We start from the raw sequence: 18,481 nt of genomic DNA on the forward strand, positions 1-18,481 counted from the left end.
AGAAGGAAGATCACTTAACTAAAGGAGGTATTGCCGGTTCTGATTTTGGTTTTCAGCCAAAAACCATATTAAAAATATTGACATCTCGCACACTTGCCCCGTATAATTCCAACTAATCGGGTTCGATTTATACGCATTACATTGTTGACCAGTCCACTGGAGGCAATTATTCGTTTTTACGAATAATTGTCTCTTTTTCGTTTACTGGTAATTACCAGATTACCACTTGATCGAGAGAGAGACCAAAAGGGGGAATATTCTTGGAACTGTTGCAAGAGGTGGTACCGTTGTATCACCAGCTCAAAACGTATATCAAACAACAAATCGAAAGCGGCCAATGGCAGCCAGGTATCGCGATTCCAAGCGAGCGGGAACTGGAGAAACTGTTGGGATTGAGCCGTACGCCCATCCGTCAGGCCCTTGGAGAACTTGTTGCGGAGGGATGGCTTGAACGCAAACATGGAAAAGGCACTTTCGTTGCACAGCGTACTTCCGCCGCTGTCACGACGAAGCTGGTCGGACTAGTCGAGCAGCTTCGCAGCCAGGGATTATACCCGACCATTGAAATCGTGGAATTCGGACACTGCGAAGCGCCGGCCGCCGTATCACAGGCACTCGGCATTCCGGCATCTACGCAGATGATCCGTACGGTTAGACGAATTGCGGTATCCAGCGGTCATGTGATAGTGGATGAGAACTATTTCAACATCAATTTATCCGGGGTCATAACGGAAGAGCGGCTTGGGCGCTCAACTGTCTTCGATCTGCTGGAACAGAGCGGAATGAATGTCAAGAAAGGCTCGCAAGGCTACTCAGCAGTCAATGCCGACGCCCGCATCGCCAGACTGCTCGAAGTTCCCGAAGGCACCGCATTGCTAGTCATACAGACGCTGTTGTTCAACAACCGCGATCAGCCTTTGCAATATTCCTTGTCTTATTGCAATCCAGAACGTTACACCCATGAGATATTGCTCAGCCGTTAACAAATTCAAAGGAGATGGAATGTCATGAAATTATGGAAAATAGTAACTTTATCTCTCGTCATCGCAATACTAACCATCGTAACGGCCTGCTCGGGCAGCAGTAATAACGGCGCAAAGCCGGTCAATCAGGCAGGCAACGTTTCAAAAGATAATCAACAACAACAACCAGCCTCATCGGAAGAAAATATCGAACTAACGTTTGCTAACTGGATTTCAACGGAGGATGCGACAAAGGATGCCTACAACCAGTTAGTAGAAGGTTTTGAAAACGCCCATCCGAACATCAAGATCAAGTCACTCGGCATCCCGTTCAACGAATACAAAGATCAGGTACTCATTGCCTCTACCGGAGGCAATACGCCGGATGTGCTGATGGCAAACCAGAGCTTCACGCCGGCATTCGGCAATGCAAACATCGTACAGCCGCTAGAAACAATACTTGGCCGTGACATCATCGACGATATTTTACCTTCGAGCAAAGCAGGAGTCACCTTTAACGGCAAAGTGATCGCTATGCCGTGGGCGCCGCATCCTAATGCGCTGTTCTGGAACAAGACGCTGTTCGCCAAAGCGGGTCTCGACCCCAATGCGCCGCCAAAGACGTGGGACGAGCTTCTGAAATATGCGGAGGCAGTCGCAGCGCTTAAACAAGACGATAAAGGCAACCCAATCTACGGTATCGGCGAAGCAAATAAAACCGGCGCTTACACCGGCCAAATGCTGCTCCGTATAACGCTCTCTCATGGCGGTAAGTTCGTTGACGATCAGGGCAAGCTGATCGTCAACCAAGGCTCGGCGCTCGTAGAATCGCTGCAATACCTGCGCGACATCGCCAATAAGAATGTTGCCCCGGTTGGCGCCGAGATCAAGGATTTGCGCGCCATGTTCGGGACGGGTTCGCTGGGCATGCTCGTCGACGGCGACTTCGGCCGAAACACGTTCCGAACCACTAGCGGCAAAGGGGAAGTTTTTGATAAGGAGTGGGGCGTGACAACCGTGCCTGTCGGCGCGACCGGACGTTCCGAGACCGTCTTCACCGAGCATCAATTGCTTATCTCATCGTCGACCAAACATGCCGAAGCAGCCGCTGAGTTCGTGAAGTATCTGGTATCTAAGGATGCCATGATTTTGTACCACAAACTTAACGGAGTCATGTCCTCCCGCGCTTCAGTTGCATCATTGCCTGAGCTGAACGAGGACGATTACACCAAGGTATTCAATGAGCAGATGAAAACGGCCAGCCCATTCCCGACGGGCAACCCTGCGTTCGAACAGGCTATGAAAGAAACGTCCAACTTGACTGTGCTCGCAACAACAACATCCGAGGATATTCCAGCTATTATCGCCAAGATACTGCCGAAGCTTCAAGAACTGTATGCTGCGAAGTAGGCAATGGCAAATCTTTATTTCAAACACTTATAAGCTAAGGGGGGAGGCAGTCTATGTCAATCAAATGGTCTCGCACCCTTAAAAATCAGGCGTTCGGCATGCTGCTTGTCGCGCCCGCGACCCTGCTGTTGTCTGTGACGATTCTAATCCCGTTGGCTCGTTCCATTTCGACGAGCTTCCGGGGCGCTTCGTTGCTTTCGGCTGAACAGCCCTTTATTGGTCTGGCCAATTATAAGGCGTTGTTGTCGGGACAAGAATTTTATCATGCGCTCTCCATTACGCTTCGGTATGTTGCATGCACTGTCGGCATTGAGATTATTCTTGGACTCGCGAGCGCTTTGCTGCTGAACAGCCGAATCCGATTTCGGGCGTTCTTCCGCAGCATTTTGCTCATCCCGTGGGCGATCCCAACGCTTGTCGCAGCGCTTGTCTTCCTACTGATTTATCAGGCTGATTATGGAGTGTTGAATGGCTTGCTTATCCAGAGCGGATTAACGGACAAGAAGCTGAACGTTCTGAATGATTTAAACTTGGCGTTGTATGGCATCATGGGCGTTGCGATTTGGCGCCAGACGCCGTTGGCCGCCGTAATGACGCTTGCCGGGCTGCAGGGCGTCCCGCGCGACTGGTATGAAGCTGCAACAATTGACGGTGCAAGCAAATTAAAAACATTCTTGTATATTACTCTTCCCGCTTTGAAACCTGTACTCGCTAATGTGACGCTGTTGATGGTCGTTGCCAACTTTCAAATGTTCACGTTATTTTATGCTCTTACCGGAGGCGGACCGGCGGACGCGACTCAATCATTGGCTATTTACACGTACGAAACGGCGTTCCAGGCCTACGATCTAGGTAAGGGCTCGGCAATCGGCGTAATATGGATGCTGTTGCTGCTGCTCATCGCTGTTCCACTTAACCGTGTGGCGCATCGGAGTATGTCATGAAGAGGTTATATCGGCTTCCCACTGTTCGACGTCATCTGCTGAACCGCAGCAATATCGGTGTTTATGTCCTGCTTGCGGTTATTCTCTTGTTGTTTCTATTTCCGGTTTACTGGTTGGTATCGGTCTCACTGCAGACGAACGGCGATCTGTTTCAGTTTCCACCCCAATGGGTTCCGTTCAAGCTGACGATGCAAAGCTATAAGGGTGTCCTGCTCTCGGCGAACTTTCTTACTTTTTACAAAAACACCGCGATTGTCGCGTCCGGATCAACAGCACTTTCAATTGCCGTTTCGATTCTCGCCGGATACGGCCTCTCGCGCTTCCGGTTCCGGGGCAGCCATCTACTGCTCGTCTTCTTTCTATCGTCGCAAATGTTCCCCGCCGTGACGTTATTGATCGGACTGTACACGCTTTACAGCAAGCTTCATTTGCTCAACACCCTGCTTGCGTTGATGTTAGCCGCAACAACGACAGCGCTGCCTTTCTCTATTATGATGATGAAAACATTCATGGACGGGATCGCCGGCGAGTTGGAAGAGGCCGCGGAGGTCGACGGCGCGACACGCCTAAAGGCGCTTATCCATATCGTTTTGCCGTTGACCAAGCCAGGGATCATGGCGGTAACAATCTATTGTTTTCTCGTAGCGTGGGACGATTTTCTGTTTGGCATGACGCTTGTTCGCGATCTCAATATGCGGACTCTCAGTCCGGGGCTATCCCTTACCTTCCTTGGCGAATTAAGCACCAACTGGTCCGGGGCGGCTGCAGCAGCTGTCACGGCTACAGCCCCGCTGCTCGTCTTGTTTCTGTTTTTGCAGCGGTATATGGTGGAAGGTTTAACCGCAGGAGGAGTTAAAGAATAAGCAAAATGCTTGAAAGGAGAAGAAGTATGACAACCGTCAGCAAACCGAATGTTCTCATTTTTTTCACCGATCAACAGCGCTGGGACACTACGGGCATCCATGGCAATCCACTGGGGCTGACGCCTAATTTCGACCGAATGGCTGCATACGGTACGCATTTGGAGCATTCCTTCACTTGCCAGCCCGTATGCGGTCCAGCGCGCTCCAGCCTGCAAACCGGTGTTTACGGCACTACATCCGGCTGCTACAAAAACGGTATTCCATTGCCGGAGCATTTAGGAACGCTCGGACAATATTTCGGGCAGGCTGGCTATCAGACCGGCTATATTGGGAAATGGCATCTGGCAGACGAGGAGCCGGTGCCTGCGGCCAAACGTGGTGGCTATGATTATTGGCTTGCCTCGAACGTGCTCGAGTTTTCGTCGGACAGCTACCGAACGGTTATGTACGATAATGACAGCAATCCGGTACGGCTGCCGGGATACCGGGTTGATGCGCTTACCGATGCTGCAATTCGATACATCGACAACCATCGAGAAAATCCATTCTTTCTGTTTGTATCGTATTTGGAGCCTCATCATCAGAATCATATTGACGACTATCCTGCCCCAGTTGGCTACCGCGAGCAATATGGCGGCCGCTGGATTCCGCCCGATCTCGCGGCACTAGGAGGCACCGTCCATCAGCATATCGGCGGTTATTATGGCATGGTTAAACGGCTAGACGAAGCGCTCGGCCGGGTGCTCGACGCTCTTAAAAGCTTGGAGCTGGACGAGCAAACAATTGTACTGTTTACCTCTGATCACGGCAACCATTTCAAGACGCGGAACGAGGAATACAAGCGTTCTTGCCATGACAGCTCGATTCGCGTCCCTACAGCTTTTAGCGGCCCTGGATTTAGCGAAGGCCGCAAGCTGCGGCAGCTTGTCAGTCTGATCGACCTGCCGCCTACACTGCTGGATGCCGCAGGAATTAAGGTGCCTGCCCAGATGCAAGGGAACTCGATAATGCCGCTCTTGAACGGTGCGGGCTCTTCTCAGCCTTGGCAGGAGGAGGTGTTCGTGCAAATCAGCGAAAGCAGCATCGCTCGAGCGATCCGCACGCGAAAATGGAAATATTGTGTCGTCGCCGAGGGCAAGGACGGTAACGCGCAGGCCGGCTCGGAGGAGTATATCGAGGCTTATTTGTACGACCTTGATGCTGATCCGTATGAACTAACGAACCTGATTGGTCTGGACTCTCATCGTGAGGCTGCGGATATCCTGCAAGCCCGTCTGCAGCATCGCATGGCGGCCGCGGGGGAGAGCGTGCCGATCATCCGGCCGGCGCCGGCCGTGCCGGGAGGCCAGCGTCATGTTTCGTTGCAGGAAGCGCGGAGCTGACAACGGAAAGGGCTGCTGCCCTTCTTGCCGGATCGCTTTTCACATCGCTTGATCTTAATTTCCAGTACTGGTCTCCTTCCGTGACGGGCGCGACTTCCGCTACCTGCCGGTGAAGCCCGCAACTGCGGTACAATTCCCTTGCTTGCCTTGCAAAGAGTGCCGCAGTGCGATTAAACCTACACTGAACGAAGGAGCTGTTTTCCAAAATGATTCGTCAACTAGTCCGATTACTGGTTCTATTAGCGTTGTTAATTCCCGTCTTTGGCACGATAGAGCGCGTACCTTCCGTTTTCGCGGCCGGCATTTCCTATTATGTGGATTGTGCTGCTGAGAAAGCCGGCACGGGAACCGAGGCCGCTCCATTTTACAATTTGGCGGAAATTAATGCGGTTCATCTTACCCCCGGTGATTCCGTTCTGTTCAAACGCGGGTCGATCTGCTCCGGCACTTTTGCGCCGGTAGGAAGCGGGAGTTTCGCCGCACCTGTCACGATTGCTGCCTACGGTCCGGGCTTGGCAAGACCCGTTATTAACGGGAATGGTCAGACCGACGCTATTTTGCTGCGTAATTTGCAATATATAGAGTTAAGCGATCTCGAACTGACAGCTTCCGGCGATAATAAGATGGCTAGACGGGGGGTACACGTTCTTGGCGAAGACGCAGGCGACTTATACGGCATTACGTTGCGAAACTTATATATTCACGATGTCCGCGGCTACATGCCTTCAACGGTCAGCGGCAACTATCACGGCACAGGCAAATACGCGAATGCTTCAGGCGGCATCGTTATTGAGGTGCTTGGCACAGCGGTGCCGACCGCTTTTCATCAGGTGCAAGTGTTGAACAATCAGATTGCAAGCGTAGACCGTCAAGGGATTTATGTTTGGTCTAATTATTGCCAACGACCGGGACTGGTGGAGTTTTGGGGGAGTTTGTGCAACGGGTCGTGGAAGCCGATGACCGACCTCTACATTAGCGGTAATACGCTCTCGGATATCGGCGGGGACGGAATCGCACCAATGACGGTTGACGGGGCGCTGGTCGAATCCAACACCTTAACCGGTTTCAATATGCGATCCGACTCGCCGAACGCAGGTATGTGGACGGCGAACGCAAACAATGTCACCTTTCAATTCAACGACACGTCCGGCGGCAAAACGACTAAGGATGGTATGGCATATGACATCGATCATTCCACAAGCAATATCACATTCCAATACAACTATTCCCATGGAAACGAAGGCGGATTTTTTCTGATTTGTGCCCAGGGAAACAGTAAGGCGGTCAACTTCGTGATCCGATACAATATTTCGGTCAACGACCGGGCGCGTATGTTCCAAAGCTGCGGCGGCGAGGTGGTTTCAAGCCATATTTACAATAATACAATGTATATAGGTTCCGGCCTTGCGCCCGTTATTTATCAAGAGACGACGAATCAGCGGCAGGCAATCCAGTTCCGGAACAACCTCATATACAAAGAGGGTGGCGGTCAGGTTACATGGACGCTGGATGATTTGAATTTCGTTATCGACAATAACGCGTTTTTCGGAGTGCCGGTTCCAGCATGGGCGACTAATACGTTAACAACTGACCCTTGGCTGAACGGCCCCGGCAGTCTCGACCAGGCGGGTTACAAGCTGGGAGCCGGCTCGGTGGCACTGAATGTAGGGGCTGTGATCCCTGCAAACGGAGGCCGAGATTATTTTGGTAATGCTGTTTCTTCTACGACAGCGCCGAGTATCGGAGCATATCAAGGGCCAGGACTTGCACCTGCATTCGTTAGTCCGCTTGCTCATTTCAAGCTCGATGACGGAAGCGGCGTCACGGCCGCTGATGCAGCAGGTACGAATAACGGCAGTTTGATGGGCAACCCGGTCTGGAACAACAACGGCAAAGTCGGCGGTTCGCTCAAGCTGAACGGCAGCGGCGATTACGTGAGCGTGCCGGCCGTACTGAATCCGGGCTCAGGCAATTTTACCGTTGCGGGATGGGTCAAGCTGGATACTGCGGCTGGTGTTAACCAAGTTATTTTTCAACAGGAGGGCGTTTTGGGGCGCACATTACTATACCGAGTAACTTCGACCGGCCAACTCGGTACTTTTCTTGGCGGAAGCGCATTGCTCTCATCTGAGAGAATTCCTACAGGAGAATGGACGCATGTAGCGGTTGTAAATCGGGGCGGAGCCGTCACGCTTTATGTGAATGGACAACCGGTCGGATCGGCAACACGCACCATCGAATCGCAAACGTCCCCGTTCCGCATCGGGACCCATAAATCGCCTACCGATGCCAACGATTATTGGAACGGCAGCGTAGATGATTTCCAGCTATACAATACTGCGCTGAACAGTGCCCAAGTGTACCGGCTATACAACAGTTAAGTTTAAGCTCCCTGTCCGTTAGTTCGGCCAGGGAACTTTTGCATATTTGAATACTGCGACAGGAGAGATAAAGATGAACCATCCAATTCCCAAAGCATGCTGCTCGGTGAGCAGACAGCATACGAATGATAAACTTATACAAGCAGCAGAACCGGTTGCGACTCCATGCACTCTCGGTGCTCCGTCTAGTCTCCGATTCGACTGGGTAAGTTTAACAGGCGGTACGTTCGAGATGGGAACGAATGACTCGGAAGGCTTTCCGGACGATGGGGAAGGGCCAGCTCGAAAGATTGAGATTAATCCGTTTTACATTTCGGCATACACAGTCACAAATGCGCAATATCAAGCTTTTGTTGAGGCTACGGGTTACATAACGGAAGCGGAGAAATTCGGTTGGTCTTATGTATTTCATCTTCTGGTGTCCGAAGAGACAAGGAGCAAAGTGAAGGGTTCCTCGCAACAGGCGCCCTGGTGGTTGGCGGTAGAAGGAGCAAATTGGAGAAGGCCGGAAGGAATAGAGAGTGGCATCACGGATCGAATGGATCATCCGGTCGTTCATGTCACTTGGAATGATGCAATAGCATTCTGCAAATGGTCAGGGACAAGGCTGCCAAGCGAAGCGGAGTGGGAATACGCAGCACGTGGTGGATTGAAAGGGAAAAGATACCCGTGGGGAGACAAACTGAAGCTTGACTACCAGCACATGTGCAACATTTGGCAAGGAAAGTTTCCTGTTAAAAACCATGCAAGCGACGGTTATATCGATACGGCTCCGGTTCATACATTCGAACCGAATGGCTATGGTTTATATCAGATGGCAGGAAACGTATGGGAGTGGTGCGCAGACTGGTTCAGCCCGGCTTATCACCAACAGACGCAAAATGTGAATCCGATATTTAACATCGATACAGGACATAAATCGATGAGAGGAGGATCTTACCTTTGTCACCGTTCCTACTGTAATCGCTACAGGGTTGCTGCTCGAAGCTCGAATACACCGGATAGCTCAAGCGGTCATTGTGGTTTTCGAGTCGCAATGGATGCATAAAAGTTCCAAGGGACTACCGGAAATTATGATTTGGAAATTTCAATCTATTTGGGAAGATCACTTATTGAACGCAAAAAGCTTTCCGAAACGGACCAGCAACGTGGCTCGTATTGAAAAGCTTTTTGCGTTGGCTGGATCTAGCCGAAAATATGACGAAGCTCGTCCGGCACCGGACGGCTTTTTCACGTCGCCGGGTCCATTGCTACACTCGTTACTAACGTTTCGGAACATAGTTCGCCCTGGTCGTACGTATAAGCTGCAGCATCCATTTCTGCCAATCGTCCGAGAATGGTCACTACCATGTCCCTGCTCAATGCTTTATTTGGTGCAAAGGTAAGTGCATGTTCGCGTTTTAACTTTAGTGTGGATTTTCCCGGTAATTGGGATTACAGAGTTGAAGGAACTGAAAATTACAAAGCTACCGCAACGAGAGAAGCCATACCCGATGCAGGAATTGTTATAAATGCCGGGAACGATCCTGAACAAAAAATATCTTTGTATGGCCAAGAAGGACCACTGTCTTGGGACCCCGCAGGTAATGCTGTTGTAGAAGACTTTGTCACGCAAACCGGATTAAAAGGTAAGAAATATACCAGTGAGGATCAAGATACGATCTCCATTTATTATGTCTTTGATCAGAATCAATTAAGTAATCATGGATACAATGCAAGAGCTTTAGGCGGGAACATCCACATGACGAAGGACGTTTACGAGCAAAACAAGGACACTATTGAACTTATCATTCTGAGTATCCGCCTCTCATAGCTAGTGAAAATACCCCGGCAGTCTCATTGGCGTGACCTATCTTGCGTCCCCTGAGCAATTGGTTGAAATAAGTGCCGTCGCACACACGAACTAACTCGGCCACCGTAGTCGGCGCAACAGGGACGGTCGGGCTTCGGATAGGCACAACCGCCATTGGCGCAAAGCAGAAGGGTTTTACCTAGTAAGTGTGAAGTAGTCTCCATCTGATCGTTAGGTGGGGACTATTTTACGTTTACGGTGTTCATCCAGTCTACGTTATAAATCTATGGCTCTAACCTATATCCTCACAATACAAATTAGGTCAGCTATTATAGCTGGCTTTTTAGCATGATCTTGGTTTCGTTTTATAGAGTAGAGAGAATCTTTAGCCAGATTGTTTCCTAACTACCGATCAAGCAGCAGCTTCATCTGCACGTCCATTTGGCTGTGCATAGTGATGGGGTCGCTGACAGCGAAATGCTCCGGATCTATGGAATAGACACGATTATTTTGCACAGCCTTTAACTGCTTCCAGGAGAAAGTTTTCTCCAGCACTATGAATCGAACCGGATCAATAATGCTCACAAATAACCGGTCGCCTGCGTATAGGGAAAGTTGCTCCTCCGTAATCAGGCGATAAGCCTCACGGTTAAGCATCTCTTGCTCAATAATGGGAGGGGCTGTCATGCCCAGTCCATCGTATAAATTATAAGCTCCACGGCACCAGAAGTTGCCGAAGACATAAATGGAATCGGTGCGGATTTCGATAACAGATACCGTTTCTTCTTTGGATATAAATCTTCGTAATTCAGTTCTGTGACTCTCAGCTTTCTGCTCATATTGCACAATAAGCTGCTGCGCCATCCTCTGTTTGTTAAAAGCTTCGCCAAGCATCGCCAGTAAAGTCATTGGTTTATGGTCGTTTTGTGAGAAGATCATCGTAGATGCAACGGTTGAAATAGAATTTATCCTCTCTGCTATCAGCCAGAATAATTACCCATCATTTTATTTAAATAATTTCGAAAGTCTTCAACATATGCTTTGGGCTCTATGATGGTTAGATTTGTGCCGAAACTTGCTAAAAAATCAAATCCCGTACTGTTTTGAGGGACATAAATGGTTGCTAATAAGTATTCAGCACTATAGTTTTCAATACTCTTCCGACCGTACCGTTCAATGAATTGATCTTTTATGCTAGGCGAAATCAATGCCTTAATAGCGACTAATTGTGGTTGATAACTTGCTTCACGTTCTTGTTCTAATAAATATTCTCTAGGGCTAAATGTTTTTTCATCCATAGTAAGCTTATCGATTCGAGATAATTTAAACGTTCTATATCCCATACGATCTAAACAGAATCCTTTCAGATACCAACTTCTTTCGCTAAAATGAAGCTGATAGGGCTCGACAATTCTATTCGAAGTAGCGCCATCTTTATCTATATAATCAAATGAAACTAACCTTCTCATTAATATGGCTTCTTGACATGTCCTCAAGGTTTGAAGGATCTCAGACCGCCCCTCCCAATCATAAAATGACAGTTGAATTGAACTTTTCAGAGATAAGGGGCTAACCATCGCTTCTATTTTTTTTATAGTAATTTCAACTTCCTCGCTAATTAGAATTTGTTCCAACCCGCCGAGCGCAGTTAATATATTCTCTAAGTCGGAGTTGCTTAAAAGACGTTTATCAACCTTGTATTCATCCATAATACCGTAGCCGCCATTAACTCCATGGGTAGCATAGATCGGGATGTTTGATAGACTCAGTGTTTCCATATCACGAAGAATCGTTCTTTTGGAAACATTAAATAATTGCGCGAATTCACTAGTCGAAACGATATTTTTTTTCAGCAAAATCATTATTATAGAAATAAGTCGCTCAACCTTGTCCATATTTCCTCCTCTTATTTCTCTACATCATCTGAGAACGGTGACATATAGTTGTCACCTTTTGTAGATTATACTACATTTATCACAAGAAGGAGGGATTACTTTATGTCAACTATCGCATATTTGAATTTTGATGGAATCACAGAAGAAGTGATTGAATTTTACGCGGAGGCTTTAAGCGCAATTGAAGTAAAGAAAGTGAAATTTGGGGATATTCCGCAAGATCCAAACTACCCAATGCCGGAAAATGAGTTAAATATGATCATGGAGTCTTCCATCGAATTCGCAGGCGGGAAGATCATGATGTCGGACATTCTGCCTTCCATGAAGGTGGTAACAGGTGAGCTGGTGCAAGGGAATAATATTCTGATTAGTCTGGTCATTGACGATAAGCAAAAACTGGAGCAATACTTTAATGGTTTGTCCCTTGGCGGACATGTCACCATGCCGTTATCCAATTATCCTTGGTCTTCGTGCTTTGGAACGCTGGTTGATAAGTTTGGGGTACACTGGAAATTTAATAGTGACGCAGATCAGTTTCTTGATAACGTAAATGAATCAATGAAGAAAGGATAATGTATCTTTCTATGGAAATAGATAATTTGATTCCCGTAAAATCGAGAGAAGAGCTTAGGTTCTGGCTACAGGGAAATAGTGGGACTAAAAAATTTTGTTGGGTCTTGGTCAGTATGACGCCCAAACCGGATACGCTCTTATATTTGGACGCGGTCGAGGAAGCTTTGTGCTTTGGATGGATCGATGGAGTCAAGAAGAAAATATCTGAAACGGAGCTGGCTCAGAGACTGTCTCCCCGAAGCAAAAAAAGCTCATGGACTGAATTGAATAAAGAACGTGTCCGCCGCCTCGAAAAGTTGGGACTCATGACAGACGAAGGAAGAAAGGTTCTTCCTGATATGGATTACGATTCTTTCAGAATAGATGAAGTTATAGAGGAAAGGCTCAAAGAGGAAAGGCAACTATATAAAAATTACATGGCCTTTCCAGATCTTTATAAAAGAGTTCGGATCGACACGATACAAAGCAATAAGTATCAGCCAGAGTTATTTCAGAGCAGATTAAACAAATTCATAACAAATACTAGAGAAAATAAAATGTACGGTCAATGGAATGATAATGGACGTCTACTAGATTACGTTGTGGAGAAAGAGGAATAAAATAGCTGCAGCATTTGCATGCAGACAGGACTCCCGAATGAGGTGGTCCTGTTTGTGTTATTTATGTAGGTACTTTTAAAGGATAAGTTCTTCTGGTCAACACGTAAAAACCCCCTTATACAAAGAAAGTTATCTTCGTATAAGGAGGTCTTTGTATGCTCAATTACAGGTTAATACAATCAGGTGCAATTTAGGGGGAGTATATCGGAGGGCGGCTATTCCGTTACAATGATACCTTGATTAGCGTACAACCCTGTAATTTCGGGATGCACATGCTCTGTAACGAGATAAGTCAGTTGGTTGGACGGACATACAATATGATTAGAAATCGTATTAAGTTTATTAGAGGTTACCATTCCCAGCACCTCGGTGGAAATAGATATCATTTTGCGTTTGACCAACGCCTCTGTCAGACTCGGAACACTTATGCCAATATACGGATCAATGTTGTAGATGCCCATAATGTATAAGTCGCTGCGCATGGTGTTAAGTGTTTCCACGGTATCAATGCCTAAATTGACCATAGACTCCTTGAACAAGGTGCCGCCGATCATAATGACCTCTACTGAATTATGGTTGGACAAGGCCATCGCGATAGGAGGACTGTTGGTAATAATAGTAGCTTTTAATGTTAATGGAAGCTGCTTCACAAGATACAGGTTGGTCGTGCCTCCATCAATAAGAATGACCATATTGTCTTTGATATAATCCAGCGCTTTGAGTGCCAGCTTCGTCTTCAAGTCACTGGACACATTTTGCCTCGTGGAAAAATCCTCAACAGGTGGGCCTATGCGGAGTGCACCGCTATGAACTCGTTTGACAAGCCCCTGTATGTCAAGATCCTTCAAATCTCTGCGGATGGTATCCTCAGATACGTTTAAGCGTTTACTTAAATCGCTGGCGATGACCTTGTGCTCAGTGTTTAAAATCTGCACGATTTTTTGCTGACGTTCTTCTTTTAACATGTAGTCCGTACCCTTCTTTTCTTTTTAGTGTAGCACAATTTTCAAAAAAACTGCAATAAACAGGTCCTTGTTTTGCATGTTTATCATTATTATGCCTAAATTATTCGCGTAATTTGCCGTTTTTGATGCAGTTTATATGCATGGAATGATAAATGTAATGCCTTTTTTATGCGCGTTTATAATTGTTATTTTGGTTAATGCAGAAATAAACGCTTTACTATGCATATTTTTTGTTTTATACTCGTACAAAGAAGCATATAAACGCATAAAAGGAGACATAAACATGAGCAACAGAGCAATCACAATTGCACCATCTATCATGTGTGCGGATCTTTGCAATCTGGAAAGAGGAATTAAAGAAATCGAGCAGGTCGGACTGGATACCTTGCATGTTGATGTTATTGATGGAAGCTTCAGCCCAAGCATGCCGCTGGGAATCGATACAATCAAGCAACTCCGCAAAATTACAAATATGAATTTTGATGTTCATATTATGTCGAATAATAACGAATTTTTTATCCAAGAGATGATCAATATCGGGGTACAACAAATTACTTTTCATGTTGAAAGCGGTATACATGTTGATCGTTGCCTCCAGCTTATTAAAAAAAGTGGCATTAAAGCAGGGGTAGCCTTAAATCCTTCTACGCCGTTGTCTGTGCTGGATCATATCCTGCCGGAATGTGATGTAGTGCTGCTCATGCTTATTAATCCAGGCTTTGCAACAGATAAGAATGAGAAGCAAGTGCCTTATGCTGTGAAGAAGGTAGAGGAGTTGCAGCAACTGATCCAAGCGAAGCAGTTGAACACAAAAATTGAAGTGGATGGTCGGGTATCCCTGGATACGATTCCTGCACTTGTAGAGGCAGGGGCTGACATTTTGGTCGCGGGCTCAACCAGTTTGTTTATCCCACACCGCAGCTTGGCTGACAACAAAGTATTGGTTGAGGAAGCAATTGATCAAGGGCTTCAAGCGGGGGTGAAGTAAATGAGTCCATTCAATGAGGTATCCAAGGCCATTGCTAACGAGCTTTCTGAGACATTGAACAGTATCGAGCCCCAGCAGGTTGAAGCGTTGGCAGCAGCGATCAAAAAGGCGGATAAGGTTTTCTTTGTAGGTGTTGGCAGAGTACTGTTGTCCCTAAAGTCAATTGCCAAACGATTAGCACATCTCGGTGTGAACACCTACGTAGTTGGTCAAATTACGGAGCCGGCGATTACGGAAAAAGATCTGCTTATTGTGGGATCTGGCAGCGGAGAGACGGCCTTCCCGCTTATCATTGCCAAGAAGGCGAAGCAATTCAAAGCTACTGTTGCACATATCGGAGCTAACCCGCAGAGCTCTATGAGGGAGTATGCTGATGTATTTGTACGAATTCCAGTTAGCACAAAGCTGAATTTACCGGGTGAAATCCCGTCGATCCAACCGATGACCAGCCTGTTTGAGCAAAGTCTGTTGTTGCTCGGCGATACGATTTCACTAATGATTGTCAAAGAAAACAATGTCGATATGCACGCTCTGTGGCAGTATCATGCCAACCTGGAATAAGAGGTAGAAGGGGGCTTACGATGAAAGCGGTTCATTTTGGTGCCGGTAATATCGGCCGAGGTTTCATAGGGAATGTGCTTAGCAAAGCCGGGTTTGAGGTATGTTTTGTTGATGTCAATCAAGAGATGATCGACACCATCAACAAAACGAATAGCTATAAGGTTGAACTTCTCGATGCGGATCATACGATTGAAGTCATCTCGCCGGTGTCAGCGCTCAACAGCATGACACAAGAGGAAGAGGTCATTGCGAATATCGGAGCAGCCGACCTTATTACGCTATCTGTAGGTGTTCCCAACCTGTCTAAGGTTGCCAATATTCTACTCAAGGCTCTGCTGGCCAGAGCAGAACTTCGCAAGGACTCAATAGATATCATTGCTAACGAAAATGCAATCAACGCATCGACTACATTGCGTCAGGAAATTGAAAGGCTCGCCTCTGCAGAAGAAATGGCAACGATCCTTTCGATTGCAGGCTTTCCTAATGCGGCAGTCGACCGGCTTGCATTATCCCGAAGAACTAGCGAGGGGGATTTGGTTCAGGTTGAGCCATTTTTTGAATGGATCATTAATCGTTCGGAGATGCTGAATCATTCTTTGCCTTTATTGGATAAAGTCATTTATGTAGATGATTTGACGCCCTATATTGAGAGAAAGCTATTTATTGTAAATATGGGTCATGCCGCTGCAGCCTACCTGGGCTTCCTGTTTGACGAGCCGACTATTCAGCGTGCGCTTACTCATCCCGACATCGAAGCTACGGTACAGGGGGCGATGTATGAGGTGGCCCGTTATTTTGAAGCAGCCTATGGTAAGTCTGCCGAAGAGTTAAAAAGTTTTATCGAGACAACATGTAAACGCTTCAGAAACGAACAGGTGAGCGATGATATTTTTCGGGTTGGCAGGTCCCCGATTCGGAAGCTTGGTGTGGATGAGCGGCTTGTAAAACCAGCAACTGAGTTGTATAAGCGAGGTCTTCCTTACAGCCAGCTTGCCAAAGTAATTGCCGCCGGTTATTTATTCCGTAATACGAGGGATGAAGAGGCGGTTGAGCTGCAAGACTATATCGCAGAACAAGGTTTGATAAGCGCTTTGGCAGCTTTTTCACACATTACCGAGCCGGAAGTACAGGAAGTCATTAGACAGCATGTTTCTGCATTGATAGCAGTATCCAAATGAATGAAGAGGGGCTAACATCATGTTAAGTCAATTTTTGAAAAATAACACCAAATTCCTTCAATCGGTTCCTAGCTGGGAGGAATCCATTCAAATAGCGGCCCAGCCATTACTGGATCAAGGCGCCATTACAACGGCTTATGTCCAGGCCATGATAGATAATGTGGATAAGAATGGTCCGTACATCGTAATCGTACCGGGTATTGCTATGCCGCATGCTAAGAATACAGGAAATATTAATGCCACAGGAATGTCCTTTTTGAAGCTGGAAACACCAGTGATATTCCCGGAAGGCAAGGAAGTGAGCATACTGTTTGTGCTTGCAGCTGAGGATAGTACCGGACATTTGGAGCTTATTACAGACCTCTCCTCTATGCTTATAGACGAGGATGTAATGGTGAAGCTGCTGCAAGTGAGCAGTGAGACAGAATTAATATCCCTCATCGAAGAAGTGGAATAACACCTGCAAGTGGTGTTGAGCAGCAGAAAATTTGAACTAAGGGGACGATTCCAATGTCCAGTGTTGCAAAGCAGAAATCATCAATACGTGCACGGATTCAAGTTGTAGGCGGTTTTTTGACCAACATGGTTATGCCTAATATTGGTGCGTTTATTGCTTGGGGGATTTTGACCGCTCTATTTATTCCCACGGGCTGGTTCCCAAATGAAAAATTGGCGGAAATCGTCGGTCCGGCCATCACGTATTTACTGCCTTTACTGCTTGCATCTACCGGCGGAAGAATGGTAGCAGGCAATCGGGGTGCGGTAATGGGTGCAATCGGGGCGATTGGTCTGATTGTCGGATCCGATATACCCATGTTTTTGGGGGCTATGATTATTGGTCCTCTGGGCGGATGGGTCATTAAGAAATTCGATAAGAGCCTGGAGAACAGAATGCCAGCTGGTTTTGAAATGATCATTAACAATTTCTCTATCGGAATATTGGGCTTTATCTTAATGGTGTTCTCTTACTATGTAATTGGTCCGGTGATCGAGGGAGCGAATGCCTTTGTCACAACATCGATTAAAGCCATGGTTGCAGGCGGCTACTTGCCGTTGCTGTCTCTCATTAATGAACCGGCCAAAGTATTATTCCTGAATAATGTTATCGATCAAGGCATTTATTATCCACTTGGTATGCAGGATACGTTAAGCTCAGGCAAATCCATTTTCTTTACAGTTGCCTCCAACCCGGGACCAGGTCTTGGCCTTCTGCTTGCATTTTCATTCTTTGGGAAAAAAGCAGCGAAGAAAACAGCGCCGGGCGCTATTATTATTCACTTCTTCGGCGGGATTCATGAATTGTACTTCCCTTATGTATTAATGAAACCTCTGACGATTATTGCAATGATTGCAGGCGGCATGACAGGCATTACAGTCTTTAATCTGTTTCATGCCGGTCTGGTAGCAGGACCAAGCCCAGGCTCTTTTATTTCATATTTGGCGTTAACGCCAAAAGGAAGCTTCCTCGGCATGTTTCTGGGCGTGCTTGCTGCGACAATCGTTTCTTTTGTGATCACCTCTATTATTTTGAAGCTGGACAATAAGTCTGATGATGAGGAAAGCTTCAGCAGCTCTCAGGAAAAATCCAAAGCAATGAAAGCTGAAGGTAAGGAACTGCTTAATGAGATTATAACGGATACACCTGCTACAACAGAAATTAACAAGATATCTTTTGCATGTGATGCCGGAGCAGGAAGCAGTGCTTTAGGAGCTACCACTTTTAGAAAGAGACTGCAAAAGAAAAGCATTACCGGTATTGAGGTTAAGCATTTCAGAATCGAAGACGTACCGGATGATTCCGATATTATTGTTGTTCATAAGGACTTGTATGAAAGAGCGTTGCTCAGACATAAAGGCAAGAACATTGTGACGATCAGCAATTATATTGATGATCCAAATTTAAGAGAACTGCTTGAGACAATTGAGAAGAATAAAGGAACTACAGCGTAAGCCACTTGATATATATTTTGAGAAGAGGACGGGCGAAA

18 protein-coding genes are annotated in these 18,481 nt (G+C 46.9%); 15 read left to right on the forward strand and 3 right to left on the reverse strand.

The genetic code is table 11. From position 1 onward, the window contains the following. Nucleotides 1-260 precede the first annotated feature (260 nt). From ACFORK_RS13420 to ACFORK_RS13455, 8 genes are all read left to right on the forward strand, one after another. Nucleotides 261-983 (forward strand): GntR family transcriptional regulator, encoded by a 723-nt coding sequence (locus ACFORK_RS13420; protein WP_379199613.1) that lies wholly within the window; start codon nucleotides 261-263, stop codon nucleotides 981-983. Nucleotides 984-1,007: 24 nt separating this feature from the next. Then, the gene (locus ACFORK_RS13425) at nucleotides 1,008-2,372 is read left to right on the forward strand and encodes an ABC transporter substrate-binding protein (RefSeq protein ID WP_379199615.1); all 1,365 of its coding nucleotides are present in this window, start codon (nucleotides 1,008-1,010) and stop codon (nucleotides 2,370-2,372) included. 53 nt (nucleotides 2,373-2,425) lie between these two features. Then, on the forward strand, nucleotides 2,426-3,316 hold the full coding sequence (locus tag ACFORK_RS13430) for a carbohydrate ABC transporter permease (protein ID WP_379199617.1): 891 nt from the start codon (nucleotides 2,426-2,428) through the stop codon (nucleotides 3,314-3,316). Next, a complete protein-coding gene (locus ACFORK_RS13435; RefSeq protein WP_379199619.1) occupies nucleotides 3,313-4,179 on the forward strand; it encodes a carbohydrate ABC transporter permease in 867 nt (288 codons plus the stop codon). Before ACFORK_RS13430 ends, ACFORK_RS13435 begins: the two co-directional genes overlap by 4 nt. A 26-nt stretch (nucleotides 4,180-4,205) precedes the next feature. Next, complete coding sequence (locus ACFORK_RS13440) at nucleotides 4,206-5,561, forward strand: sulfatase family protein (RefSeq protein ID WP_175371265.1); 1,356 nt, start codon at nucleotides 4,206-4,208, stop codon at nucleotides 5,559-5,561. A 206-nt stretch (nucleotides 5,562-5,767) separates the two neighbouring features. Next, nucleotides 5,768-7,942 (forward strand): LamG-like jellyroll fold domain-containing protein, encoded by a 2,175-nt coding sequence (locus tag ACFORK_RS13445; protein ID WP_379199622.1) that lies wholly within the window; start codon nucleotides 5,768-5,770, stop codon nucleotides 7,940-7,942. Nucleotides 7,943-8,015: 73 nt separating this feature from the next. Then, entirely contained in the window at nucleotides 8,016-8,990 is a 975-nt protein-coding gene (locus tag ACFORK_RS13450; protein ID WP_379199624.1) for a formylglycine-generating enzyme family protein, read from the forward strand. A 300-nt stretch (nucleotides 8,991-9,290) separates the two neighbouring features. Next, nucleotides 9,291-9,755 carry a hypothetical protein gene (locus ACFORK_RS13455; RefSeq protein WP_379199626.1) on the forward strand — a complete coding sequence of 155 codons (465 nt, stop codon included), beginning with the start codon at nucleotides 9,291-9,293 and terminating at the stop codon, nucleotides 9,753-9,755. A gap of 384 nt (nucleotides 9,756-10,139) precedes the next feature. Here the strand turns inward: ACFORK_RS13455 and ACFORK_RS13460 are convergent, their stop codons facing one another. Both ACFORK_RS13460 and ACFORK_RS13465 read right to left on the reverse strand, forming a co-directional pair. Continuing rightward, nucleotides 10,140-10,718, reverse strand: a complete 579-nt coding sequence (locus ACFORK_RS13460) for an ABC transporter substrate-binding protein (protein ID WP_379199989.1) — start codon at nucleotides 10,716-10,718, stop codon at nucleotides 10,140-10,142. Next, nucleotides 10,715-11,629: a helix-turn-helix transcriptional regulator gene (locus ACFORK_RS13465; RefSeq protein ID WP_379199628.1), complete on the reverse strand. Its 915-nt coding sequence runs from the start codon at nucleotides 11,627-11,629 to the stop codon at nucleotides 10,715-10,717. The genes ACFORK_RS13460 and ACFORK_RS13465 overlap by 4 nt, the downstream gene beginning before the upstream one ends. Nucleotides 11,630-11,731: 102 nt before the next feature. Here ACFORK_RS13465 and ACFORK_RS13470 point away from each other — a divergent pair, with 102 nt between their 5' ends. Both ACFORK_RS13470 and ACFORK_RS13475 read left to right on the forward strand, forming a co-directional pair. Then, entirely contained in the window at nucleotides 11,732-12,202 is a 471-nt protein-coding gene (locus ACFORK_RS13470) for a VOC family protein (protein WP_379199630.1), read from the forward strand. 11 nt (nucleotides 12,203-12,213) lie between these two features. Next, on the forward strand, nucleotides 12,214-12,801 hold the full coding sequence (locus tag ACFORK_RS13475) for a YdeI/OmpD-associated family protein (protein WP_379199632.1): 588 nt from the start codon (nucleotides 12,214-12,216) through the stop codon (nucleotides 12,799-12,801). A gap of 215 nt (nucleotides 12,802-13,016) precedes the next feature. On the opposite strand, the gene ACFORK_RS13480 is transcribed toward ACFORK_RS13475, so the two are convergent. After that, on the reverse strand, nucleotides 13,017-13,766 hold the full coding sequence (locus tag ACFORK_RS13480; RefSeq protein ID WP_379199634.1) for a DeoR/GlpR family DNA-binding transcription regulator: 750 nt from the start codon (nucleotides 13,764-13,766) through the stop codon (nucleotides 13,017-13,019). Nucleotides 13,767-14,049: 283 nt separating this feature from the next. On the opposite strand from ACFORK_RS13480, the gene ACFORK_RS13485 reads away from it, so the two are divergent. Genes ACFORK_RS13485 through ACFORK_RS13505 form a run of 5 tightly spaced genes read left to right on the forward strand, consistent with a single transcriptional unit; the run spans nucleotide 14,050 to nucleotide 18,443 of the window. After that, a complete protein-coding gene (locus tag ACFORK_RS13485; protein WP_379199636.1) occupies nucleotides 14,050-14,754 on the forward strand; it encodes a ribulose-phosphate 3-epimerase in 705 nt (234 codons plus the stop codon). Next, complete coding sequence (hxlB, locus tag ACFORK_RS13490) at nucleotides 14,755-15,315, forward strand: 6-phospho-3-hexuloisomerase (RefSeq protein WP_379199638.1); 561 nt, start codon at nucleotides 14,755-14,757, stop codon at nucleotides 15,313-15,315. Nucleotides 15,316-15,335: 20 nt separating this feature from the next. Then, complete coding sequence (locus tag ACFORK_RS13495) at nucleotides 15,336-16,493, forward strand: mannitol-1-phosphate 5-dehydrogenase (RefSeq protein ID WP_379199640.1); 1,158 nt, start codon at nucleotides 15,336-15,338, stop codon at nucleotides 16,491-16,493. A gap of 19 nt (nucleotides 16,494-16,512) precedes the next feature. Then, the gene (locus tag ACFORK_RS13500) at nucleotides 16,513-16,950 is read left to right on the forward strand and encodes a PTS sugar transporter subunit IIA (RefSeq protein WP_379199642.1); all 438 of its coding nucleotides are present in this window, start codon (nucleotides 16,513-16,515) and stop codon (nucleotides 16,948-16,950) included. 53 nt (nucleotides 16,951-17,003) lie between these two features. Then, nucleotides 17,004-18,443, forward strand: a complete 1,440-nt coding sequence (locus tag ACFORK_RS13505; RefSeq protein WP_379199644.1) for a PTS mannitol transporter subunit IIBC — start codon at nucleotides 17,004-17,006, stop codon at nucleotides 18,441-18,443. Nucleotides 18,444-18,481 lie beyond the last annotated feature (38 nt).

The sequence above is a fragment of the Paenibacillus sp. GCM10012306 genome (assembly GCF_042649265.1).
Classification (GTDB): Bacteria; Bacillota; Bacilli; order Paenibacillales; family Paenibacillaceae; genus Paenibacillus_AQ.